Source organism: Roseimicrobium gellanilyticum (genome assembly GCF_003315205.1).
In the GTDB taxonomy this organism is placed as follows: Bacteria; Verrucomicrobiota; Verrucomicrobiia; order Verrucomicrobiales; family Verrucomicrobiaceae; genus Roseimicrobium; species Roseimicrobium gellanilyticum.
This window is the reverse complement of sequence record NZ_QNRR01000019.1, coordinates 63183-87702: the sequence shown is the minus strand read 5'-3', so window position 1 is coordinate 87702 and position 24520 is coordinate 63183. Positions and strand designations below refer to the sequence as shown.

Annotated in this window: 21 protein-coding genes; 19 read left to right on the top strand and 2 right to left on the bottom strand. The window is 59.9% G+C overall.

The window, feature by feature from the left end; all coding sequences use genetic code 11:
- Positions 1 to 26: 26 nt before the first annotated feature.
- A complete protein-coding gene (locus DES53_RS30705) occupies positions 27 to 3248 on the bottom strand; it encodes an efflux RND transporter permease subunit (RefSeq protein ID WP_113962165.1) in 3222 nt (1073 codons plus the stop codon).
- Between the two features lie 49 nt (positions 3249 to 3297).
- Positions 3298 to 4497 (bottom strand): efflux RND transporter periplasmic adaptor subunit, encoded by a 1200-nt coding sequence (locus tag DES53_RS30700; protein WP_113962164.1) that lies wholly within the window; start codon positions 4495 to 4497, stop codon positions 3298 to 3300.
- Between the two features lie 455 nt (positions 4498 to 4952).
- Between DES53_RS30700 and purM the strand changes: the two genes are divergently transcribed.
- From purM to DES53_RS30605, 19 genes are all read left to right on the top strand, one after another.
- Positions 4953 to 6005: a phosphoribosylformylglycinamidine cyclo-ligase gene (gene purM / locus DES53_RS30695; protein ID WP_113962185.1), complete on the top strand. Its 1053-nt coding sequence runs from the start codon at positions 4953 to 4955 to the stop codon at positions 6003 to 6005.
- 239 nt (positions 6006 to 6244) lie between these two features.
- On the top strand, positions 6245 to 6460 hold the full coding sequence (locus DES53_RS30690; RefSeq protein ID WP_147263730.1) for a hypothetical protein: 216 nt from the start codon (positions 6245 to 6247) through the stop codon (positions 6458 to 6460).
- Positions 6461 to 6586: 126 nt separating this feature from the next.
- Positions 6587 to 6796 carry a hypothetical protein gene (locus DES53_RS30685; RefSeq protein WP_113962162.1) on the top strand — a complete coding sequence of 70 codons (210 nt, stop codon included), beginning with the start codon at positions 6587 to 6589 and terminating at the stop codon, positions 6794 to 6796.
- A gap of 177 nt (positions 6797 to 6973) precedes the next feature.
- A complete protein-coding gene (locus DES53_RS30680) occupies positions 6974 to 7177 on the top strand; it encodes a YHS domain-containing protein (RefSeq protein ID WP_113962161.1) in 204 nt (67 codons plus the stop codon).
- 191 nt (positions 7178 to 7368) lie between these two features.
- The gene (locus DES53_RS30675; RefSeq protein ID WP_113962160.1) at positions 7369 to 7935 is read left to right on the top strand and encodes a hypothetical protein; all 567 of its coding nucleotides are present in this window, start codon (positions 7369 to 7371) and stop codon (positions 7933 to 7935) included.
- A 278-nt stretch (positions 7936 to 8213) separates the two neighbouring features.
- Positions 8214 to 10208 carry an amidophosphoribosyltransferase gene (locus DES53_RS30670; protein ID WP_113962159.1) on the top strand — a complete coding sequence of 665 codons (1995 nt, stop codon included), beginning with the start codon at positions 8214 to 8216 and terminating at the stop codon, positions 10206 to 10208.
- The gene (gene purD / locus DES53_RS30665) at positions 10205 to 11452 is read left to right on the top strand and encodes a phosphoribosylamine--glycine ligase (protein WP_113962158.1); all 1248 of its coding nucleotides are present in this window, start codon (positions 10205 to 10207) and stop codon (positions 11450 to 11452) included. The genes DES53_RS30670 and purD overlap by 4 nt, the downstream gene beginning before the upstream one ends.
- A gap of 67 nt (positions 11453 to 11519) precedes the next feature.
- Positions 11520 to 11927, top strand: coding sequence for an AIR carboxylase family protein (locus tag DES53_RS30660; RefSeq protein WP_113962157.1), 408 nt, complete (start codon positions 11520 to 11522; stop codon positions 11925 to 11927).
- A 193-nt stretch (positions 11928 to 12120) separates the two neighbouring features.
- Positions 12121 to 13023 (top strand): hypothetical protein, encoded by a 903-nt coding sequence (locus DES53_RS30655; protein ID WP_147263729.1) that lies wholly within the window; start codon positions 12121 to 12123, stop codon positions 13021 to 13023.
- Positions 13020 to 13796, top strand: coding sequence for a sterol desaturase family protein (locus DES53_RS30650; protein ID WP_113962155.1), 777 nt, complete (start codon positions 13020 to 13022; stop codon positions 13794 to 13796). The genes DES53_RS30655 and DES53_RS30650 overlap by 4 nt, the downstream gene beginning before the upstream one ends.
- Before the next feature lie 53 nt (positions 13797 to 13849).
- Complete coding sequence (gene pyrR, locus DES53_RS30645; protein WP_113962154.1) at positions 13850 to 14389, top strand: bifunctional pyr operon transcriptional regulator/uracil phosphoribosyltransferase PyrR; 540 nt, start codon at positions 13850 to 13852, stop codon at positions 14387 to 14389.
- Positions 14386 to 15330, top strand: coding sequence for an aspartate carbamoyltransferase catalytic subunit (locus tag DES53_RS30640; protein ID WP_113962153.1), 945 nt, complete (start codon positions 14386 to 14388; stop codon positions 15328 to 15330). The genes pyrR and DES53_RS30640 overlap by 4 nt, the downstream gene beginning before the upstream one ends.
- Positions 15327 to 16601, top strand: coding sequence for a dihydroorotase (locus tag DES53_RS30635; RefSeq protein WP_113962152.1), 1275 nt, complete (start codon positions 15327 to 15329; stop codon positions 16599 to 16601). Before DES53_RS30640 ends, DES53_RS30635 begins: the two co-directional genes overlap by 4 nt.
- Positions 16602 to 16676: 75 nt before the next feature.
- Positions 16677 to 17186, top strand: coding sequence for a hypothetical protein (locus DES53_RS30630; RefSeq protein ID WP_113962151.1), 510 nt, complete (start codon positions 16677 to 16679; stop codon positions 17184 to 17186).
- 39 nt (positions 17187 to 17225) lie between these two features.
- Positions 17226 to 18644, top strand: a complete 1419-nt coding sequence (locus tag DES53_RS30625) for a neutral/alkaline non-lysosomal ceramidase N-terminal domain-containing protein (RefSeq protein WP_113962150.1) — start codon at positions 17226 to 17228, stop codon at positions 18642 to 18644.
- Positions 18645 to 18688: 44 nt separating this feature from the next.
- Positions 18689 to 19435 (top strand): orotidine-5'-phosphate decarboxylase, encoded by a 747-nt coding sequence (gene pyrF / locus DES53_RS30620; protein WP_113962184.1) that lies wholly within the window; start codon positions 18689 to 18691, stop codon positions 19433 to 19435.
- A gap of 87 nt (positions 19436 to 19522) precedes the next feature.
- Positions 19523 to 19924 carry a GxxExxY protein gene (locus DES53_RS30615; protein WP_113962149.1) on the top strand — a complete coding sequence of 134 codons (402 nt, stop codon included), beginning with the start codon at positions 19523 to 19525 and terminating at the stop codon, positions 19922 to 19924.
- A gap of 179 nt (positions 19925 to 20103) precedes the next feature.
- Positions 20104 to 21090 carry a malate dehydrogenase gene (locus tag DES53_RS30610; protein WP_113962148.1) on the top strand — a complete coding sequence of 329 codons (987 nt, stop codon included), beginning with the start codon at positions 20104 to 20106 and terminating at the stop codon, positions 21088 to 21090.
- A 145-nt stretch (positions 21091 to 21235) separates the two neighbouring features.
- The gene (locus tag DES53_RS30605; protein WP_113962147.1) at positions 21236 to 24364 is read left to right on the top strand and encodes a c-type cytochrome; all 3129 of its coding nucleotides are present in this window, start codon (positions 21236 to 21238) and stop codon (positions 24362 to 24364) included.
- Positions 24365 to 24520 lie beyond the last annotated feature (156 nt).

Below are 24520 nucleotides of genomic sequence, written 5' to 3'. Positions count from 1 at the left end.
TGTATTGCGGGGATGGAGGATACGACTCAGGCGGGCTCAGGGGAGTGAGAAGTTGTGACTGAGGTGGATTGGGCATCGTGGCCCGGGGTGGGGGGTGCGTCTTCCGCGGCTTGCTTCTTGCGACTGAAGAGCTTCCGAATCACCACGTAGAACACCGGGGTCAGAATCAGGCCGAAGAATGTGACGCCCACCATGCCGGCGAAGACGGCCGTACCGAGCGCCTGGCGCATTTCCGCCCCGGCACCCTCGGCGAGCACGAGCGGGAGCACCCCGAGGATGAAGGCGAAGCTGGTCATCAAGATAGGACGCAAACGGAGGCGTGCTGCTTCAATGGCTGCCTCGGTAATCGACTTGCCCTGGTCTTCGAGTTGTTTGGCGAATTCCACGATCAGGATGGCGTTCTTCGAGGCGAGGCCCACCAGCACCACCAGCCCGATCTGGGTGAAGATATTGTTGTCCATGCCGCGCAGCATCACACCCACGAGCGCGGAGAGGATGCACATCGGCACAATCAGGATGATGGCCAGAGGCAGCGTCCAGCTCTCATACTGGGCCGCCAGCGCGAGGAAGACGAAGATCACGCACAAGGGGAAGATATAGAGTGCGCTGTTCCCTGCGAGAATCTCCTGAAGGTAGAGCTCCGTCCACTCGATGGTGAACCCCTGGGGCAACTCATCCTTGGCGAGCTTCTCCAACATGGCGATGGCCTGGCCAGAGGATACGCCCGGCAGGGTGGAACCTTGAAGGTCTGCCGTGGAAGCGGTGTTGTAGCGCTTGGCAAGGTCCAGGCCCGTGGTTTCGGTCACCTTCACCAGCGTGCCCAGAGGCACCATTTCGCCCTGGTCATTGCGGACCTTCAATCGGGTGATGTCACTGGGGGCCAGGCGATACTGGGCATCCGCCTGGGCGGTGACCTGATACGTGCGGCCGAAGCGGTTGAAGTCATTCACGTAGAGTGAGCCCAGGCAGATCTGCAGGGTGTCGAACACATCCGCGAGTTTCACGCCCATGCTCTTGGCCTTCGTACGATCCACCTCCACGTAGATCTGCGGCACGTTGGGCCGGATGGTGGTGATGACACTGGTGAGGCCGGGGAGGCTGTTGGCCTTCATCATCATGTTGAAGGCAGCGCCCGCCAGCGCGTCCTTGCCCTGTCCTGTGTTATCCTTGATCTGGAGCTTGAATCCGCCCGCCATGCCGATGCCGTCCACCGGTGGTGTGGGGAAACTCAGGCAGTAGGCCTCCTGAATCTGGGAGTATTCCGCCATCATCTTGCCCAGGATGGCATTCAAACTCTTGGAGGGATCGCCCACGCGTTTGTCATAGTCCTCCAGCCCGATGAAGATGGAGCCGTGGTTGGGCATGTTGCCACCTGCCACCAGGGAGAAGCCGGGGAATTCCACCGTGTTCACCACTCCGGGGATTTTACGGGCCGCTTCGCCCATCTTGAGAATGACTTCACGCGTGCGCTCCAGCGAGGCACCATCCGGCAGGGCGGCGAAGGCAATGAGGAAGCCCTTGTCTGCGTTGGGCACGAAACCAGAAGGCACCTTCTTGAAGATGCTCCCCGTCATGTAGAGCAGGCCTCCGTAGAGGACGAGGGCGATGACGGAGAGTCGCAGCGTGCGACGCACAAAGCCCGCGTAACCACCTGAGAAGCGCTCGAAGAACCAGTTGAAGCTCTTGAAGAACCAGCCAAACAGCAAATTGATGGAGCGCTGGAACCAGTCAGGCTTGGCGTGGTGCGGCTTCAGCAGAATGGCGCTCAACGCAGGCGAGAGCGTGAGGGAGTTGAACGCGGAGATGATTGTCGAGACTGCAATTGTCAGCGCGAACTGCCGGTAGAACTGTCCCGTCAGGCCGGACATGAACGCGGTGGGCACGAACACCGCCGTGAGTACCACGGCCACCGCGATGACCGGTCCGCTCACTTCCTCCATCGCTCTTCTTGCCGCGGCCAGCGGCGACAGGCCGAGCGCCATGTTGCGTTCCACGTTTTCCACCACCACGATGGCGTCATCCACCACGATACCGATGGCGAGCACGAGGCCAAAGAGGGTCAGATTGTTCAGCGAGAAGCCGAACATTTTCATCACCAGGAAGGTGCCCACGATGGACACCGGCACCGCGAGAAGAGGAATGAGCGAGGCGCGCCACGATTGCAGGAAGACAATCACCACGAGCACCACGAGAAGGAGCGCTTCGATGAAGGTGTGAATCACCGCATCAATCGACTTCTGGGTGAAGATCGTGGTGTCATACACGATGTCGTACTTCAGGCCTGGAGGGAAGTTTTTGGCCAGTTCATCCATCTTGGCACCGACCGCGTGACGGGTTTCGAGCGAGTTGGAACCGGGAAGCTGGAAGAGCACGAGCGCCGCGGCGGGTTTCCCGTTCAGGTAGGAGTCCAGGTTGTAGTCGCGTGCGGCGAGTTCCACGCGAGCCACGTCCTTTACACGGGTCACCTGGCCGTTTTCACCACGCTTGATGATGATGTTCTCGAACTCTGAGGACTCAATGAGACGACCCTGGGTCGTGACGGTCAGTTGATACTGGGTTCCAGGAGGCGAGGGTTGTGCGCCCAGCACGCCGGCCGCCACCTGCACGTTCTGCTCGCGAATGGCGTTCACCACGTCGCTTGCAGTCATGTTGCGTGAAGCAATGCGATCCGGATCCAGCCAGACGCGCATGGAGTAGTCGCGCGCTCCGAAGACCTGCACTGAGCCCACCCCCGGAAGACGTGCCAGGTGGTCCTTCACGTTCAGGAAGGCGTAGTTCCCCACGTACAGGCTGTCATAGGTGTCATCCGGCGAAAGCAGGTGCACCACCATCGCGAGACTCGGAGACTGCTTCACGGTGGTCACACCGATACGGCGTACCTCCTCAGGCAGCTTGGCAAGGGCGATGGATACGCGGTTCTGTACCTGCACCTGGGCCATGTCCAGATTCGTGCCCAGCTTGAAGGTGATGGTCACCGTACAGACGCCGTCCGCCGTACAGGCGGAGGACATGTAAAGCATGTTCTCCACTCCATTGATTTCCTGCTCGATAGGGTTGGCCACCGTCTCGGAAACCACCTGAGGGTTGGCACCCGGGTAGGTGGCAGTTACCACCACAGTGGGCGGAGCCACCTCGGGATATTGCTCCACCGGCAGGGAGATGAGTGCGATCGCCCCGGTGAGGGTGATCACAATGGAAAGCACCGCGGCAAAGATGGGCCGGTCGATGAAGAACTTCGCAAAATTCATGGCGTGGGGGGATATGCCGAGAGGTGATGAACCAAGAACCGCGTGCGACTCAGTTGGTTTGAGAGCCAGGGGCTCCGTTCTGTGCGGTTTGTTGCGCCTTCGCGGCTTCTGCCTCGGTCATCGGAGCGACGGGCATGCCCGGTCCGATTTTTGCCATGCCATTGACGATCACACGATCCTTTTCAGTAAGGCCGGCGCGCACCACGCGCTTGCCATTGATCACCGGGCCCACATCGATGGGGCGGGGCATGACAATGTTCTTGTCATCCACCACATACACAATCTTCTGGGCCTGGTCGGACTGCACCGCCTTGTCATCGATTACGAAAGCCTCATAGTCACTGCCACCAGGGACACGCACGCGGGCGAAGTAGCCCGGCTGCAGGGCACGCTGGCCGCGCTCGGGCATGGGATTCTCAAACACTGCGCGCACCTGGATGGTGCCGGTGGTGGGATCCAGACGGTTGTCCACGAAGTCGATCACGCCCTTGTAGGGGAAGCCCGTGTCATTCGCGAGCGCCATCTCACAGGGGATCTGATCATCCCGGGGACTGGCGGTTTTGTTTTCGCGATTGAGCTTCTGATAGCGCAGTACGGTCATCTCATCCGCATCGATGTAGCAATGGATGGGATCCAGGCTCACGATGCTGGTGAGTGCTGTCGCACCCATGGGGCCGCCAACCACGAGTCCACCCACATCCATCAGTTTGCGACCAAGGCGTCCGTCGAGTGGCGCTTTGATTTGTGTGTACTCGACATCGAGCTTCGCCTTGTCCACCGCTGCCTGTGTCACGCGCAGGCCGGCTTCGGCCTCGCGCACCGCCTTGCTGCGTGTGTCATAGTCCTCAGCGGAAATGGCCTTGGAATCGAGGAGCTTCGAGGCGCGGTCGTATTCGGAACGCGAGAGCTCCAACTTTACCTTCGCCTGCTCATGTTGGGCGAGAGCCTGGTCGAGCACGGCCTGGAAGGGGCGCGGATCGATCTGGAAGAGCAAAGTCCCCTTCTTCACCTCGGAGCCGTCCTTGAAGTGGATGCTCATGAGGTAACCGGTGACCTGGGAGTACAGCACGACGGACTCGGCAGCATCGATGCGGCCGGTGAATTCATCCCACTCCTTCACCTTTTGCTTCACCGGAGCGGCGACGGTCACGGCTGTGGGAGGGGGTGGCTGCATCTGGGGGGCTTCCGGCTGGCAGGCGGCCAGGACCAGCGCGGAAAGAAGACAGAGTGGGGGCAGGGGAGATTTCATCTGCTCAAGGGGGGTGCAGTGCAGAAGGTGTGCTGCGGTGATTGTCAGTAATGCTGATGATTCTCCCCGCTGTCAAGTTCCCGGCGGGGGCTATTTCTGGAAAAAAGCCTGCCAGGATTGGGGAGGTGCAGGCCTTTTTCGGGGTAGTCATACATACGTTTGAAAAAACACATGGATGCCTGACCTCAAGATTTTTATAGGGGTCGGGTCGGGATGATCCGGCGTTGCGGGCCGCTGCTCGGCATGGCCGCAAAAGAACACAAAGGGTTGGCTGCTGGTGCTTGTCATATGGGCATAGGTGATCTCAAGGATGGTGGGTGAATCCGTCCCGAGGCTCCGGTTCTTGATTCCTTTGCGTTCTTTTGCGCCATTTCGAGCGGGCTGCTAGGCGTCGAACCTGCTGTGGCCATCCCGCGCTTGCACTCGCGGCTCCATGCTCCATGCTGGACCCTCCCATGTCCCAAGACGCTGAATCCTTCTACACCGCCTCTTCCACCCACAAGCACGCCGAGCCGCCGAAGGGCCATACCTACAAGCAGGCCGGAGTGGACATCCGTGAGGCTGCGGCGCTGGTGGGAGACATTGGCCAGCTCGTGAAGCGCACCCAGAAGCAGCGCCAGCTTGCCGGGGCCTTCGGCCTCTTTGCCGCAGCGTATGACCTCAGTGCTTACAAGCACCCGGTGATTGTGACTGGCTGCGACGGCGTGGGCACCAAGCTGGAGCTCCTGCTCAAGCATGACCTGCTGGAGAACGCTGGCAAGGACCTCGTGGCCATGAATGTGAATGACGTGCTCACCACGGGCGCGGACCCCATCCTTTTCCTGGATTACGTGGGCGTGGGCAAGCTGGCGAAGGACAAGATCACCCGCTGCATCGCCGGCATGGTGGAGTATCTCGAAGCCTGCGGCTGCATCCTGGCTGGCGGGGAAACGGCGGAGATGCCCGGTATGGTGCAGGAAGGCGTGATCGAGCTCAGCGGCTTTGCGATTGGCGCAGCGGAGAAGGGGAGTCTGATTGACCCTACGACCATCCAGCGCGGCGATGTGCTGGTGGGTTTCCCGAGCGCCGGTTTCCATGCGAATGGTTTCAGCCTCGTTCGCCGTGTGATTGAAGCGGAGAAGCTCGAGCTGACCGACGAAGAATACCGCACCCTCCTTCTTCCGACCCGCCTGTATCATGAAGAAGCGGCCGCTCTGCGGAAGAATGTGCCGAGCCTGCGTGCCATGTCCCACGTCACGGGCGGTGGCCTGCCGGAAAATCTTGGACGCCTGATGGTCTTTGGTGGTCACGGTGCGCACCTGCGTGTGCCGCGCTGGCAGAATGCCGTGGTGCAGAAGATTCTTGCGCACGCGGACGAGAAGGATGCGTTTGACACCTTCAACATGGGCTTCGGATGGGTTGCCATCGTGGCCAAGGAGGATGCGGACAAGGCGCTGGCCTGCGGTCAGGGCGCTGTGGTGCTCGGCGAGATCGATGGCAGCGGTGAGGTGACCGTGGAGCTGGTGTAAGGCGACACGCGCTCCGAGTAAAGCTTAGTGGACCTACCCAGATGGGCGTCAGGGCATCTTGTCCTGACGCTTCTTTTTTGGAATGCAGGTCGGGATCAATCCGTGCGCAAGATATGCGGGGCAAAACTCAGCAATGGCGCAATTCAGGATCATTGTGATACGTTCTACCTTCGAATCATCATCGTGGTGGTTCGTGAACATCAGATCCCATTTGTGCCCCTCTCCTAGTAGCCACTTCCATGAAAACACTTCTATCAGTGCTTGCTGCTTCCTTCGTGCTCTCCACCGCTGCGTTCGCCGTGGAACCGGTGAACGCCCAGTGCCCGGTCTGTAGTAAGAATGTGAGGCTCATCTTCCACAGCACTTTCAAGGGCCAGCGTGTGGCCTTCGCAACTGCAGAGTGCAAGGACAAGTTCGACAAGTCGCCCACCAAGTTTTCGGTGAAGCCGAAATAGTGGATTGAAGATAAATTTTCGAGAGAAACCAGCCGGGTAATCGTTTGCTAATCAGGCCGCCCTGACTTTTCCAAGGTCGGGGCGGTGCGCTTCCTGAACAACGACAACCAAACTCTGCTTAGCTCCATGAAGACTCTTCTGACCATCGCTGCATTTGCTTTTGCCATCTCCGCCTCCGCTGCAGATCCCGTCAACAAGGATTGCCCCGTCTCGGGCAAGCCCATCAAGGACGGCATCACCGCCAAGCATGATGGCAAGACCGTTGGTCTGTGCTGCAACAACTGCAAAGGCAAGTTCGAGAAGGACCCTGCCAAGTACGCCGGCAAGATCAAGTAACTGGCAGTTTCTGCTGGAGACTCACGCGAAGAAGGAGGTGGAAAACGCCTCCTTCTTTTTTGCTGTTTGCTGATAAAATATTGTCGCCAGCAGCTTCTACTCCCTTAGAATTGTTGAATACAAATCCGGCCTGTTACGCCGAATGCCACTACCCTCTACAAACACCCTGCACCTAACATGAAGAAACTGCTCTGCCTCGCCTTTGCCATCTCCGGTGTCGCCTATGCCGCCCCTGCGAACAAGACCTGCCCCGTAGGTTCCCGCCCGGCCCGCGCTGACATCACCAGCACCTACAACGGCAAGGAAATCGCCTTCTGCTGCAACAACTGCAAAAAGAAGTTCGATGCGGATCCTGCCAAGTACGCTGGCAACGTGAAGTAAGCCACCTGCGGGCATACCTGCATACCTGATTTCCCAAGGCGGAAGCGTGAAGGCGCTTCCGCCTTTTCATGTCCAGGTACCGAGGCTCATGGCAATGGAAGTCGAGCATCAATTTCCACGAGATTTGTCGAGGATCCTTCTGTCTGGAGTCGTTGTTCTGTTCCCTCCATCCCCGGCACACACTTTCAGGCATGTCTAATCGGAACATCCTCCCTGCGCTCGCCCAGTTGTCATTCGTCTCCGCAGTCTTGCTGTTGTTCAGTTCCTGCCGCACCCCGGATCCCATCTGGAATGGGGACGGTCATACGATGACAGACCTGAGGACGCTGCGCGACCGGAGCCGCGCGAGTGTGGAGCTGGACCGTGGGGTGAAATTGTACGCGGACCAGATCACCTACTCGGACAAGAGTCGCCGTACGGGAGAGGCGCAGGGCCGCGTGTTCCTGGATGTCGAGCCCTCTGCCCGATACAAGTGGATGGTGGAGCACGGCCATGCCCAGCGGGCCTCCTTTGACCGGCGTGCCAGTGAGCTGATGCTGGCTGGGATGCCCATGCTGGAGCGGCAGGAAATGACCATGATCGCCACCCGGGACTACACCACCATGCACCTCCAGTGGTTCGGAACCGTGGCGCAGGTCCATGTCAAGGGGCCCACCCGGACGGACTTTGCAAAGTCCAATCCCATTCCTCCCGGAGCCCTGTCTGTGCCGGGGACGGCACCGGCGCCCATAACTCCGACTGGTGAGAGCAAGAAGTAGGTGAAGCGGTACGGGAAGGGGTGGGGAGCGCAAGGGTGCGGAGGAAATGTTTCATTTTGCCAGCCAGGAATCTCCGAGGCTTCGTATCCCACTGTCCCCGTGTTGACTTCCACGAGTTCCCAAATTCCCCCCACCGGACGCCGCTCCTTGCGGTCCCGGTACCCGGTCTGGATGTGCAATTGGCTGCCAGGCTGGCGATTGGGAAGCAGTAAAGAAGTTGTTTCCAGCCTTGCCAGCGGGGGAATCTGCGGCATGGTTCACGCCCCCGTTCCCCCAGCATGAGCGACCCTATCCGGCACGAGTGCGGCCTTGCCGTTGTGCGGCTCCTGAAGCCGCTGGCCTACTACGAGCAAAAATACAAGAGCCCTCTCTGGGGGCTAGACCGACTGCACGGGCTGATGCTCAAGCAGCGCAACCGTGGCCAGGACGGCATGGGCATCGGCTGTTGCAAGCTGAATATGCAGCCCGGCCAGCCCTACATGTTCCGCGTGCGCTCCAGCAAGAGCAATTCACTGGAGGAGGTCTTTGGCGAGGTGATGGATGACTACAAGGACATCGCCCGCAAGGTCAACAAACAGCGCAAGACGGCGGCCGAGGACGGGATGAGCCGGAGCAATGGGAAGCCCGAGTACGTCAAATTTGAGCACGACCCGAAGGCCATCAAAGAGCAGTTCGAGTTTGGTGGTGAGGTGCTGATAGGCCACCTGCGATACGGCACCAGCGGCAGTTTTGGCAAGGCCTCCTGCCACCCCTACTTGCGCCGCAGCAACTGGCCCACGCGCAGCCTGATGGTGCTGGGGAACTTCAACATGACCAACGTCCGCGAGCTGAACGATCTCATGCGTGAGCGCGGACAGCATCCGGTGGTGGATACGGATACCCAGACGGTGCTGGAAGAGATTGGCTTCCACCTGGATGAGGCGCACACCGACCTCTACCGCGAGCTCCGCGAGTCCCTTACGGGTGTGGAGATTCCCGCGGAAATCAGCAAGCGCCTGGATGTGGCGCAGGTCATCAGTGACTCCGCCGCTGGCTGGGATGGTGGCTATGCCATCGCCGGCGTGATCGGCAATGGTGATTCCTTTGTGATGCGTGACCCGCACGCCATCCGTCCCTGCTTCTACGTGAAGACGGATGAGTACATCGCTTTCGCCAGCGAGCGCGCGGCCTTGCGCTCCGTGTTTGAACTTGGCGAAGACGAGACCCACGAACTCCCCGCGGCGCATGTGGCCGTGATCAAGAGTGACGGTGAGTTCTCCATCCAGCCCTTCACGCAGCCGCTGGAGCCGCGTCCGTGCTCGTTTGAGCGCATTTACTTCTCGAGAGGGAACGACTCGAGCATCTACCACGACCGCAAGGCGCTGGGAGAGGTGCTCGTGCCGCAGCTTCTGGATGCCGTGGGCCATGACCTGAAGCACACCGTGGTGAGCTTCATCCCGAACACGGCGGAAACCGCCTTCTACGGATTCATGGATGGCTTGCGCAAACAGCGCCGTCTCCAGGTGAAGCGCGAACTCATGGAGATGTGGGCCAGTGGGCATCTCGATGAAAACCGGATCGATGATCTCATTCTGAAGAACTGGCCGCGCAGCGAAAAGATCGCGCACAAGGACATCAAGAGCCGCACGTTCATCGCCCAGGAGGAAGGTCGCGATCTGCTGGTCTCCTCTGTGTATGACATCACCTACGGGGTGGTGGAGCCCACGGACAACCTCGTGGTGCTGGATGACTCCATCGTGCGCGGCACGACGCTGAAGCAGAGCATCCTGCGTATCCTCTCCCGTACCAATCCCAAGCGCGTCCTTGTCGTCTCCACGGCGCCGCAGATTCGCTATCCGGATTGTTATGGCATCGACATGAGCGAGCTGGGCAAGTTCATCGCCTTCCAGGCGGCCATCGCCCTGCTGCAGGACAACCTCCAGCACGATGTCATCGAGCGCACCTACGACCTCTGCCTGAAGGAAGTGAAGAAGCCGGCGGCTGAGCAGGTGAATCACGTGAAGGACATCTACAAGAACTTCACGAACGAGCAGATCTCCGCGAAGATCGCCGAGTTGGTGAGCCCCAAGGGCAACGGCTGGCACGGTGAGGTGAAGATCATCTACCAGAGCATCGAGAATCTTCATCTCGCTCTCGGTCCCAATGCCGGTGACTGGTACTTCTCCGGCGACTACCCCACTCCCGGGGGCAATGCCATCGCCAATGAGGCCTACATCCGCTACAAGCGCGGTCAGGGCGGGCGCCCCACTGATTTGTTTACCACGGAACCATGAAGATACTCGTCACTGGAAAAGGCGGTCGCGAACATGCGATCATCACCGCCCTTCGGGAAAGCGCCCCGGATACGAAGATTTTTGCCTATCCCGGCAGCGATGCGATTTCCGAGATTGCCACACGCGTGGAGGCAAAGGATCTCCTGGATCTCGTGGCCTTCATGCAGCGTGAGAAGGTCGACCTCTGCGTGGCTGGTGAAGAAGCCTACTTGGTGAAGGATCGTGGTCTTGCAAACCTCTGCGCCGAAGCGGGCATTCCCTGCTGGGGTCCGGTGAAAGAGGCCGCCCAGCTCGAAGCCAGCAAGGCTTTCGCAAAGCATTTCCTCAAGCGGCACAACATCCCCACCGCCGCCTTCAGCATCGCGCACACGAAGCATGAAGCGCTGCGTGCCATCACCACCTACCCGGTCGTGCTGAAGTTCGACGGTCTCGCGGCTGGCAAGGGCGTGGCCGTGTGCCAGACGGAGGCGGAAGCCGTGGCCTTCCTGGATGAAGTCTTCACTTCGCGCACGTTCGGTGAAGGAGACATGATTGTGGAAGAGTGCCTCACGGGACCGGAGATTTCCATCTTCGCCAGTGTGTGTGATGGAAGCTATCACATCCTGATGCCGGCGCGTGACTACAAGCGCATCGGAGACAACGACCAGGGTGCCAACACTGGCGGCATGGGAGCAGTGGCTTCCCGCCAGCTCGCGGATGCGGCACTGCTCGAGCAGATTGAAGAGACCATCGTAAAGCCCACGGTGGCCGGTCTGCAGAAGGACGGGCTCAAGTACCGTGGTTTCCTCTACTTCGGCATCATGCTGACTCCCACGGGGCCGCAGGTGCTGGAGTACAACTGCCGCTTCGGTGACCCCGAGGCGGAGGCCGTGCTGCCGATGGTGCGCGGTGACTTCGCCTACTACCTGCTCGCCGGCGCGCAGGGCACGCTGAAGCGCGACCTCGTTCATTTCGTGGATGGATGGAGCGTGTGCGTCATCCTCGCCAGCGCGGGCTATCCTGCCAGCTCACGGAACGGGGATGTGATCTCCGGACTTGATGGCGTGAATGGCGCCCGTGTTTTCCACTGCGGCACACGCAAGGGCGAGATCGGCTTCGAGACCAACGGTGGCCGCGTGCTCGCCGTGGTCTCCCAGGGCGCAACCCGTGAGGAAGCTCGCGGCAAGGCGTATGAAGCAGCGCAAGGGATCTCCTTTGATGGACTGCAGCGCCGCAGTGATATCGCGAAAATGCATTTCGAATAAGCGGGGCTTCGCACCCTCGTTCGATTCCCTCCCCAACAACAACCAACCACCCTACCACCACACCCTCGTGAAGATCGTCATCATCTACGGAAGCGCCAACGACCAGGCATTCATGCAGCCCGGCCGCGATTACATGGACAAGGAAAAGGTCGCGTATGAAGAGCGCGTGCTTTCCGCCCACCGCAATCACGCTGAGCTCGCTGAGTACCTCAAGCAGCTGAACGCGAGCGGCGAGAAGATCGTGATTGTCGCGGTGGCAGGTCTCTCCGCTGCGCTTCCTGGCGTGGTGGCCGTGCAGACCGAGTATCCCGTGGTGGGCGTGCCCGTCCCCGGAGGTCCGCTCAATGGCATCGACGCTCTGCTTTCCATCTGCCAGGTTCCCGGACAGGTGCCGCTCGGCACGGTGGGTCTGCACAGCAAGGCAGGTCTGAATGCGTGCATGTTCGCGCATCGCATCCTGAAGCTGGCGCAGTAGTCGGATTGAGTCTTCTAAGAGCTGGTCTCCGACCAGTCAGTGGATGGCAGGTTTTCGAACCTGCCATTTTTTTGTGTAAACAGGATGTAAAGCGACTCGCTGCGATTTGGTTTGTTTTCAGGCGGGTGGTTGGGTACAACGAAGACGCGTGCCTATTGAGTGGGCATCGCTCTCAATCCTTGACTTCCGTGTCATGAAACCCGCGTCGACCGGTCATCCAGTCATCCTTCGCATAGGAGCTGTCGCATTTGCCTTCTCCATGATGGGAGGTTTCGTCTGGTACTCACATGTCAGAGCCCAACCTCAGGCTGGGGTGCAGGCAGTTGGAGAGCCGACGCCTGCGACCATTCTTCCGGGGTCGAAGCGCGCGAATGTGACTGTCACTCCCAATGATATCCGCCCGCGCGAAGATGGGACGATTGACCTGAATCTTGAGTCTGCCGCAGGGGACAGCGGAACACCTCTGAAGGCCGGGGAACGAGCGATCCTGCCGAGCAGCAAGCTGGGTGTCTTCAGGGATGTCGTGAGCAGTCCGGGCTCTGCGCCTGCGTCTGCGACGGGAGGCCAGCCTGTGCCGCCACCTTTGCCAGCGCAGGCCGATGCTTCTCCTCAGCCGCCACCGCAACCGGCTCCTGTGATATTGTTCTCAGGGTCCAAGACTTTTGCAGGGCCGGTGATCACCGCTCCGAGTGGAATCCTCACGATTGGCAAGGGATCAAAAGAGGGGGCGTCGTTGTCGCTGCCAGCCGAGGTTGCTTCCAAGCAGGCGCCACCTCCATCTCGGGTCATGATGGCAGGCTCCAAAAGCATGTCGACTCCGTCCGTGAACCCGGAAATTATTCGGAAGTTGACGGAGAAGGGAGCGTTGCCGCCTGTAAAATTTCACGACGGTAATACGCCTGATCCCGCTTGGAACCAGAATGCTCCCATCTTCACGAGCAGCAAGTCAGGGACGATCTTCCGCCCCGAGCCTCCATCCCCGCCGGCTGCTGCCCAGACACAGGCTCCCGTGCCAAACGCGCCGCCCGCAGCAGCGAAGACGGAAAAGCCCGTGATCCAGCCCCAGGCTGAAACGTCCGCCCCGGCATCGCCATGAACATCTCCGGTCTGATTCTCTCCACCGGGCTGAGCATTCTCTTCCTCGCGCTGGTATTCCGTCCGTTGGAGAAGCTCTTCCCTGCAAAGGAGCAGAAGTTCTTCCGCCCGGAGTGGTGGACGGATCTCTTCTTCCTGCTGGGGCAGTACCTGCTGTGGAGCGGACTGGTGTTTTCGGCGCTCTATGTGTGCCGGGGATGGCTACACGCCATCGTCCCGGAGTCGTTCCGCATGGGCGTGGCGGCGCAGCCGTGGTGGCTGCAGGCGATTGAGGTGGTGGTGCTGAGTGATTTCCTCATCTACTGGGGGCACCGCCTGCAGCACAAGGTGGGCTTCCTGTGGCGCTTCCACTCCATCCACCACAGTGCCGAGCATCTGGACTGGCTGGCGGCGCACCGGGAGCACCCGGTGGATTCCATCTACACCATCGGCCTCATCAATCTTCCGGCCTTCATCTTGGGATTCCCGCTGGAAACGCTGGCGGGTTTCATCGCCTTCCGGGGCATCTGGGCCATCTACATCCACTCGAATGTCCGCCTGCCCATTGGTCCGCTGCGTATGTTCATCGGGGCTCCGGAGCTGCATCACTGGCATCATGACAAGGCGCGTGATGCGGGGAACTACGCGAACATCTCGCCGCTCATGGACATCCTTTTCGGTACCTACCGCTGCCCGGACCATGAGCCTGAGTCCTTTGGCATTCACGAGCCGATCCCCCGGAGCTATCTGGGGCAGATGCTACACCCCTTCCGCCGGAGGAAGCGCACGGAATAACGGTGCGCACTTCCGCTTGCATCCGGTGACAGACGCGACACACTTGGCTTTTAATGCCGGACAAAGAGCCGATCCTCACGAAGCAAGACATCGCCCAGCGCATTGAGCGCATTGCTTCCGCCATTGAGGAAAAAAAGCCGGGCAAGAATCTAGCCCTTGTGGGGATTCACCGTCGCGGTGTGCCGCTGTCTGAGCGTGTGTATGCCCTTCTCAAGCCGAAGCTTCCAGACCTGCGCATCGGGCGCGTGGACATCTCGCTCTATCGCGATGACCTGAAGTCGCTGGAGATCATGCCGAAGCTGGTGGGCTCGGACATCCCCTTTGACCTGGATGGCATGCACGTCATCCTCTTCGATGAAGTGATGCACACGGGCCGTACCTCACGCGCGGCTCTGGAGGAGTTGCTCGACCATGGCCGTCCCGGCAAGATTGAGCTGGCCGTATTGATTGACCGAGGCGGCCGGGAACTGCCGATGTGTGCGGACTATGTAGGCCAGGGCGTGGAAGTGGCGGATGGCCAGCGTGTTTCCGTACGATTTGAAGAAGTGGATGGCGAAGACGCCGTGTATGTGACAGAAGGAGGCCGTCGATGACCCCTCGTAAAGACCTGCTGGATATCCAAAGCCTCACGGATGAAGAACTGGACTTCATCCTCACCAACGCTGTTCCGTTCAAGAATCTCTTCAAGCGCAGCGTGAAGAAGGTCCCCACGCTGCGTGGTCGCACGGTGCTGACCCTCTTCTACGAGCCGAGCACACGCACGCGCTCTTCCTTTGAAGTGGCAGCGAGCCGTCTCTCGGCGGACGTGGTGAACTTCTCCGTGAGCACATCCTCAGTCGTGAAAGGGGAGAGCGTGCTGGATACCATCTCCACGCTGGAAGCCATGCGCACGGACTATGTGGTGGTGCGCCACAGCAACTCGGGCATTCCCAATCTCATCGCGAAAAACACCACGGCCTCGGTCATCAATGCGGGTGATGGATTCCATGCCCATCCCACTCAGGCGCTGCTGGATGTGTTCACCTTGAAGGAGGTCTTCGGCGGAGATGTGCGCGGGGCGCGTATCGCCTTCATTGGCGACATCCAGCACTCGCGCGTGGCCCGGTCCACGAATCTCCTATGCCGCCGCATGGGCATGCATACGGCCATGTTGGCGCCGAGTTCGCTCATTCCGCGCGACCTGCCGCAGGACATCGCGGTCTTCGGCTCGTGGGCGGAGCTCTACGCGTGGAAGCCGGATGTCATCTACCTCCTGCGCGTGCAGATGGAGCGGCAGAATGTGCCTTTCTTCCCGAGCCTCGGTGAGTACCATCGCCAGTTTGGCATGACAGACGACCGTCTCGCACGTGTCCGTGATGCTGGAGTCTGGGTCATGCACCCCGGCCCCGTGAACCGCGGTGTGGAACTGACGGACAACGTGATGACCTACGAGCGCTGCCTGATTGATCAGCAGGTGGAAAATGGGATTGCGGTGAGAATGAGTGTGTTATACTGGTTGAAGCCGGGGAGTGCGACGGAGGAGGCTGTTGTATGAAGAGATTGTTCCAACACGCCGAGATCGCCAGCGAAGACAGCCCCAAGCTCACCCGTGCGGATGTGCTGGTGGAGGATGGCAAGATCGTGCAGGTGGCACCTTCGATTGCCGCGGGAGAGGGTGTCGAGGTCATCGACTGCTCCGGCAAGATTCTGCTGCCGGGATTGTTCGATGTGCATGTACACGCACGCGAGCCTGGACAGGACCAGAAGGAAAACATCCGCACATGCAGCGAGGCGGCTATCAATGGTGGTGTGACCGGCTTCGTGATGATGCCGAACACGTCGCCCGCCATCGACACTGCAGGCGTGATCAAGACGGTGCTGGAGTCTGCGCGCAAGTGCCGCATTCCCATCTACACCAGTGGTGCGATCACGAAAGGACGCGAGGGCAAGGAGCTCGCAGCCATCGGTGCCATGCACGCGGCTGGCGCGGTGATGATCACCGATGACGGCTATCCGGTGGGCAATCCCGTGGTGCTGCGTCGCGCGATGGAGTATGCGAAGAATTTTGGTCTCATCGTGGCAAGCCATTGCGAGACCATGGAACTCAGTGGCAAGGGCTCGATGCATGAAGGCAGCAAGAGCTACAGCCTCGGCCTCGAAGGTATCCCTGCCATCAGCGAGGAGATCTGCCTGGATCGTGATATCCGCATCGCGCAGTACACCGGCACGCATGTGCACATCCAACACGTGACTACGGCGCGTGGCATGAATACCATCCGCCGCTTCAAGGAAGAGGGGGTGAAGGTCACCTGCGAAGTCGCGCCGCATCACCTCATCTTCAATCACGAGGATGTGGGCGAGTATGACACGAACTACAAGATGAACCCGCCACTCCGTACGAAGGAGGACAATGCGGCGCTGCTGCAGGGGCTTATCGATGGGGTGTTTGATGTCATCGCCACGGACCACGCACCGCACACCGAGTTCGAGAAGAATAGCGACTTTGGCAGTGCGCCCTTCGGAATCACGGGTCTGGAGACGGCACTGCCTTCGTTGTATCACTACTTCATCAAGGACGGGAAGTTCGGCTGGGACCTCGTGGTGAAGCGCTACTCTGCGGAGCCACGCCGCCTGCTGGGACACGCGCCTGTGCCCATCGAGGAGGGTGGTACTGCGGAGTTCATCGTGTTCAATCCGGGCGCGACGAGCACTTTTTCCCGCGACTTCATGAAGTCGAAGAGCATCAACACCCCCTTCATCAACAAGACGCTTCAGGGCCGCGTGGATACCGTGGTGCTGGGGAATGAAGTGCTGCTTTCGAGGTAGTCGGCGGAGTGGAGAACTGGTAGACTGCTTTTTTGCGCGCCGATGCGCAGAAATTACCGGCCTCCGTTCCCAATCATGTTCCCTGAGAACCTCCGCCGTTTCATCGCCACGGTGATCTGTGCTCTCGGCGCGGGCACCATGGTGTTTGGCGCGTCGATTGTCTGTGAGGCGTTCGACTGCCACGTTGAGGAGCTGATTGGAGATCGGAGGAAGTTGCCTCCGATTACGACGTGGATGCTTGAGTCGGTGCCGCACGATGTGGAGGATCTGGGCATCACCTTGTTGGGAACTCTGGGAGTGACCCTGGGCTATGCCTGGCTTGCATGGGCCTATCGAGCGACGGCATTTCAGGCGGCATTTCATGCCATCGTGGGACTGTTCGCCACCGTGGTGTGGGCTTCGTGTTTGCCTTTCGTCGAAATCATGGTGGGCAATGAGGAGAAAGGACCTGCAACGGCGTCCGATTTCTGGTTGGAGCACTCCCCGTTCATTCCATGGATGATTCTTTGTGCTGCACCGCTGGTGGTGGCGGCACTTTTGAGGTGGAAGCAGGCACAAATGAGTGATGTGAGCGAGCCTCTGTGAGCCGTTCTGGATGGAAGGCATTTGCTTCCATCTCCAGTCATGATTGTTCGACGCACCTTTCTTCCACTTCTCGCTGCGGCATCGGTGTCATGGGCGGCATTTTCGTCAGAAGCACAGGCCGGTGAATTCCGCGTCGGCGCAGCACAGGTCGACATCACACCGAAGGAAGGCGCGCCCCTGGCAGGATATTATCAGTTCCGTGCTGCCAAGGGAGCACTGGATCCCATCTATTCCAGGGCGGTGGTGGTCGAGCAGGATGGAGAGTTGGCGGCATTCGTGGTGCTGGACTTGATCAGCACCACGCGGGCGATGGTCGATTCTTCGCGAAAACTGATCGCGGAGCAGCACGGGATACCCAGTGAGCGTGTGATGATTTCCGCCACGCACACCCATACAGGGCCCCAGCTCATCCGTGGCTCCATGATGGATGACCTCACCAAGGTGAACACCCCTCCGGGACAAGAGTACAACGGCGGCCTGCCGGCCCTTGTGTCCCAGTCGGTGGGCGAGGCCAAGACAAAACTGGCTGCCGCCAAGGCCTCGGCGACGGTGGGAAAAGCTGAGGGCATCAGCTTCAACCGCCGTGCTATCGGGAAGGATGGCAGTCTGATTTGGCAGCCGGGGAAGCTGGATCCCCGGGTGCTGAAGCCTGCCGGTCCCATCGACCCGGATCTGGGTTTGCTTGTCTTCGAGGCCAAGGAATCACGCCCTGCTCCCCTGGCCGCGTATGTGAATTTTGCCATGCATCCGACTTCGATCGGAGGTGGCACGCGCATTTCCGCGGACTATCCCGGTGCGCTCTGCCGCATTCTCAGTGAGCGGAGGGGGAAGGAGATGATCACCATCTTCGCCAATGGATGCTGTGGGAATATCAATCACAACAACTACATGACGGACACGCCAAGGCAGTCCGGCGTGGCTGAGGCGAACCGTCTTGGAAGTGTGCTCGCGGATGTGGCAGAGAAGTCCTGGCCTGACTTGAAAGCACTGACGCTACGTGCGCCACGCTCCAAGTCTGTGAGGGTCGTTCTTCCGCGACGTTCTTTTACGGAGGAGCAGATTGCGAAGGCAAGGGATGTGGTCGCGAGGATGGCCACGGAAAAGCTCGGCACTGTACCCATGGCGGAGGCTTTTTGTACGCTGGATACCGTGAACCTGAAGGACAAGCCTCTCGAAGCGGAGGTGCAGGTGATCACGTTCAGCGATGAGCTCGCCATCGTGTCTTTGCCCGGGGAGATTTTTGTCGAGTTGGGGCTGGCCATCAAGGCGGCGTCTCCCTACAAGCACACCTTCATCGCGGAGCTGGCGAATGGCAGCATCGGCTACATCCCGAACCGTGAAGCCTATCCGCAAGGAAACTACGAAGTCGTGAGCGCTCGCTGTGAAGTCGGCTCTGGGGAGAAGCTGGTGGAGACGGCCCTGAGCCTGCTGAAAGAACTGCATGGTGGTGGGTCCTGACCGCTTGACCTCGGGCCTCATGGCGGGCATGCATGAATCTGCCCATGACCTACCTCGAAAAGCTCCAGGCCCGCATCACCAAGTCCAACAGCAATCTCTGCGTGGGGCTCGACGTCCGCGCGGACAAGGCGGATGACACGACGCGGAAGTTCCTCCTGGATGTCATCGAGCAGACTGCGCCTTTCGCCGCGGCCTTCAAGCCGAACGCGGCCTACTTCGAGGCCATGGGGTGGGAGGGCATGAAGCTTCTGGAAGAGATCATCGAAGCCATCCCCAGTGACATCCCGGTCGTGCTGGATGTGAAGCGCGGTGACATCGGCGAAACGCAGCGCTACTACGCAAAGGCCTGCTTCGATGTGTTGAAGGCTGATGCGGTCACGCTGAATCCCTTCATGGGGCGCGACACTCTGGAGCCGTTCCTTGCCTATCAGGAGAAGGGTTTCTACCTGCTCGCCGTGACTTCTAATGTGGGAGCGAAGGACATCGAACTCCTCAAGGACGAACACGGTCGCCACATCTTCCAGCATGTGACTGAGATGGCGGGCTTGTCCACGCAAGGCGGACTCGTGGTGGGCCTCACCAATGCGGTCCACATCCTGCCGCTCATCCCGGATGTTCCTCTCCTCATCCCCGGCCTCGGTGCGCAGGGTGGAGATGTCGCAGCGCTGAAGGGCAGCGAACGCAAAGCGCCCTTGCTCATCAATGTCTCGCGAGGGGTGCTCTATGACAAACCCGAGTTGAGCTTCGCCGAAAAAGCAGAGGCGTGGGCGAGGGTGATCAGGGGAGAGTAGTACTGATTTTTTCGCCGCAAAAAGACGCAAAAAATTCGATGGGTATTGTGATTGCCGGTCGGCAGTGTGGGGATTAAGCCTCGCTGCATGATGACCGTCCGGGAACTGTGCGATGTGGTACGCTCGACCGCGTTTGCGATTCATGTGTACCATGGGAGTGGGCATCTTGAGAAAGTCTACGAGAACGGATTGGCGCATCGCCTGCGGAAACTGGGGTTGGATGTCCAGCAGCAGCAACCCATCCCGGTTTTGGATCAAGATGGTACGGTCTTGGGAGACTACTATGCGGACCTGGTCGTGGAGGGTGTAGTGTTAGTGGAACTGAAGGCGGTTAAAACGTTGCTTCAGGTCCACGTCGCTCAGGTCCTTGGCTACCTGAAATCCACCCGTATGGAGCACGGCCTCCTCATGAACTTCGGAGCTCCGAAGTTTCAGATTCGGAAGTACGCCTACAGCCAGCACGCTTCAGAAATGACTCCGGACTATTGAGTCAGCCACGCCTGTAGATTCTGCCAGACCTAGCAGCCCATTTTTGTGACTTTTTGCGTCTTTTTGCGGCGGAAAAATCAGGCTTTCCACCCCTGACACCACCATTCTCCAGTCGCTCCTTGCGTTCCTGCCGGTCCCGGCTTTGATGACGGTCCCCACTACCTCATTTACTCCCTCTCATGAAGTCACCCATCACTGTCGCTGTCACTGGAGCCGCTGGCCAGATTGGCTACTCTCTTCTTTTCCGCATTGCCTCTGGCTCCATGTTCGGCCCGGACCAGCCCGTGGCGCTGCGACTCATTGAAATTGAGCCCGGCATGGCGGCTCTCGGCGGCGTGGTGATGGAAATCGACGACTGCGCTTTCCCCCTGGTGCACAGCATCACTCCCACCAGCGACATCAACGAAGGCTTCAAGGGCGTGAACTGGGCGCTGCTGGTCGGCTCCGTGCCCCGCAAGGCCGGGATGGAGCGCAAGGACTTGCTGAACATCAACGGCAAGATCTTCACCGGCCAGGGCCAGGCGATTGCCAAGAACGCCGCGTCCGACGTGCGTGTGCTCGTGGTGGGCAACCCCTGCAACACGAACTGTCTCATCGCGATGAACAACGCCAAGGACGTGCCGGCAGACCGCTGGTTCGCCATGACGCGCCTTGATGAAAACCGCGCCAAGTCGCAGCTCGCCGCCAAGGCGGGCGTGCATGTGAGCGAAGTGAGCAATGTGGCCATCTGGGGCAACCACTCCGCCACGCAGTATCCTGACTTCTACAACGCCAAGATTGGCGGCAAGGCAGCAACGGATGTCATCAAGGACGAAGCGTGGCTGCAGGGTGAGTTCATCAGCACCGTGCAGCAGCGCGGCGCAGCCATCATCAAGGCCCGTGGCTCCTCCTCCGCCGCCTCCGCCGCGAATGCCGTGGTGGACACCGTGCGCTCCCTGACCACCCCGACGCCGGCAGGCGACTGGACCAGCGTGGCCGTGTGCTCCGACGGCAGCTACGGCGTGGAGAAGGACATCATCACCAGCTTCCCCATCCGCAGCAACGGCTCCAAGTGGGAAATCGTGCAGGGTGTGCCGGTGAATGAATTCAGCCAGGGCAAGATCAACGCCACCATCCAGGAGCTCAAGGAAGAGCGTGATGCGGTGAAGGAACTTGGCCTGATTTAATTCACGCTACTTCAACTTTCGAGGGCCTGCGGCGCGCTGCGTCGCAGGCCTTTTTTGAATCAAGAACTCTTGCTTGAGGCAGGGCCGTCATTGCAACATTGCCCGCCGCCCCTCCGTTTTTTCTCGCCCTTTTGCTCCCACCCGTATGATGAAGTTCAAATCACTCCTCGCCGGCGCGTTGCTCCTGCCGCTGCCTCTTTCCCTTTCGGCTGCTCCCCAGTGGATCTGGACCGCCAAGAAGGCCTCGGACGGACAGAAGGCGACCTTCAAGAAGACCTTTACCATTGATGGTGAAGTGAAGTCTGCCACGCTGAGTGTCTCGTGTGACAATGGCGCGGACGCGATCCTCAATGGCAAGAAGGTCTTCACCAATCCGGACTGGATGGAAGCGACCAAGGCGGATGTGAAGGCTGCGCTGAAGGCTGGGGAGAATGAACTGCGCTTCGATGCGCGCAATCAGGGCGGCACAGCAGCGCTCATTGCGAAGCTGGAGATCGAGACTGCCGATGGCAAGAAGACCACCGTGGAAACGGGAGAAGGTTGGCAGGGCACCGACACAGGGAAGGAAGAGTGGGCGACTGCCAAAGTGCTCGCGCCGCTGGGTGCAGGTCCATGGGGCGATGTCTTCTCGGGCAACCGCGCCAAGGGCAACAACAAGAAGAACGATGGCCCCGCCACCGCTACCCCTGCGGAGGAGATTGCCGTGCTGCCGGGATTCAAGGCGGAGCTGCTGTACACCGTGCCAAAAGCGGAGCAGGGCTCATGGGTCAGCATGACGGTGGACCCGAAGGGGCGTCTGCTCGTGGGTGACCAGTATGGTGGTCTCTACCGTGTCACCGTGCCGCCCGTGGGTAGCAAGGAGCAGGCAAAGGTGGAGCCGCTGCCGGTGAAGATTGGAGGCGCGCATGGCCTCCTGTATGCCTTCGACAGCCTGTATGTGATGATCAATGAGATGAGCGCACCGCAGAATGCCGGACGCTCTGGCGGCATCTGGAGGCTGAAGGACAATGGTGATGGCACCTTCGGTGAGCCGGAGCAGCTCCGTAAGATCGCCGGCGGTGGTGAGCACGGCACGCACAGCATGGTGGTGAGCCCGGATGGCAAGAGCATCATCTTCAACAGCGGCAACCACACGAAGCTGCCGGAGAACATGGAGCTCTCCCGCCCCGCTCGTGCCTGGAATGAGGATCACATCCTGCCCCGCATGTGGGATGCGAACGGCCATGCGCGTGGCGTGCTCGCTCCCGGTGGATACATCTGCAAGATGGACCCCGATGGCAAAAAGGTGGAGCTCTTCTGCTACGGTTTCCGCAACCAGTTCGACATCACCTTCAACAGCGCCGGTGAGCTCTTCACGTTCGATGCGGACATGGAGTGGGATATGGGTGCGCCGTGGTACCGCCCCACGCGCATCAATCATTGCGTGAGCGGCGCGGACTACGGCTGGCGCAGCGGGTCCGGCAAGTGGCCCACGTTCTACCCGGACAGCCTTCCCGCTACGGCAGACATTGGTCCTGGCAGCCCCACGGGCGTGGTCAGTGGCACGGGGGCGAAGTTCCCCGCGAAGTATCAGCGTGCGGTCTATGCCGCGGACTGGACGTACGGCACGATGTACGTGATTCACAGCACGCCGAAAGGTGGCACGTATGAAAGCGTGAAGGAGGAATTTGTCTCCGGGAAGCCGCTGCCTCTCACGGACATGATCATCCATCCCCAAGATGGCGCGATGTACTTCGCCGTGGGTGGGCGTCGGACGCAGAGTGCGCTGTATCGTGTGACGTATGTGGGCAGCGAAGCCACGGGTGCTGCGGAACCGCTGGCCTTGACGCCGGAGATGAAGCTGCGCCATGACTTGGAGAAGCTTCATGAGGACGGCACGGGTGAGGATGCCATTGCGAAGGCGTGGCCACATCTCTCCAGCCCGGACCGCTTTGTGCGCTACGCCGCGCGCGTGGCCATCGAGCGCCAACCAGTGAAGGCGTGGAAGGACAAGGCGCTCGCGGAGCAGAACCCGCAGGCTCTCATTGAAGCGTCCATCGCGCTCGCTCGCATTGGCGCTGTAGGCAGCCCGGTGCCGCTGCCGGAAGGCAAGCCGAAGGCTGGCGCTTCCTCGGGTGCGGTGGGTGAGACTTCACCTGAGAATGTGGAACTGCAAACTGCGCTGCTGGCGGCGCTTGATCGCATCGATTTTGATTCGCTGGATCTCGATCACCAGTTGCAGCTTCTGCGGGCGTATGAGCTGGTCTTCACCCGTCTGGGCAAGCCCACGCCGGACAAGTGCGCGGATCTCGCGGAGAAGCTCGACAGCGTGTATCCCGTGAAAAACAACGCAGCGAACTTGGAGCTGGCGCAGCTCCTCATCTTCCTGGAGTCGAAGCGTGTGGTGGCCAAGACGCTCGGCCTGATGGCAACAGCGAAGGACGACAGCGAGGCGCTGGCAAGCGATGCACTTCTGGCTCGCAATACCGGCTATGCCCGTGCTGCGGATGAAGTGCATCGCAGCCAGCCGAACCGCCAGCAGATCTCGTACATGTTCGCATTGAGAAACGCCACGGCCGGTTGGACGAAGGAGTCCCGTGAGACTTACTTTTCATGGTTCCCACGCGCACGTCAGTGGAAGGGTGGCAACAGCTTCAAGGGATTCATTGAAAACACCCGCCAGGAGGCGTTGGCCAACTTTGCTCCTGAAGAAGAACGCGCCGCTCTGGATGCACTCTCCGCGAAGAATGATGCTGTTCAGGTGGCGAACTTCGTGGCGCCGAAAGGGCCGGGCCGCGCCTACACTATCGATGAAGTGCTGAAGCTCGCTGAGGGTGGCTTGAAGAACCGCAACTTCGAAAACGGCAAGGCCATGTTCACTTCCACGCTGTGCCTCACCTGCCACCGCTTCGGTGGAGATGGTGGCAGCATCGGACCGGACGTGACCGGCGCTGGCAGCCGCTATACCCTGCGCGACTTGATGGAGAACATCATTGAGCCCAGCAAGGTGATCTCGGACCAGTACGACAGCCACCAGATCGAAAAGAAGGATGGCAGCCTCGTCATCGGCCGCATCGTGGCGGAGGAGAATGGTGATCTCATGGTGATGATGAACCCCTTTGCTCCCACCTCGCTCACGAAAGTGGCCGCGGATGAAGTGAAGAGCAAAAAGACCCAGCCTGTGAGCATGATGCCGCCGGGCCTTATCAATACGCTGAACCAGGATGAACTGCTCGACCTCATCGCCTACATCCTCTCCGCGGGGAATCCGCAGGATGCGAGGTTTACGAAGTAGCTAAGAGCGACCGTCTTGGAACATTGTTTGAGCCCCTCACCGAAAGGTGTGGGGCTCTTTTTTTTGGCCGAAGCCTCCTGTGCCCGCTTGGTGGGAATGCAAAATGCAGTGCGCCTTGTGGGGTGATGAAAACTGCAATTGCGGGCACAATGTTTC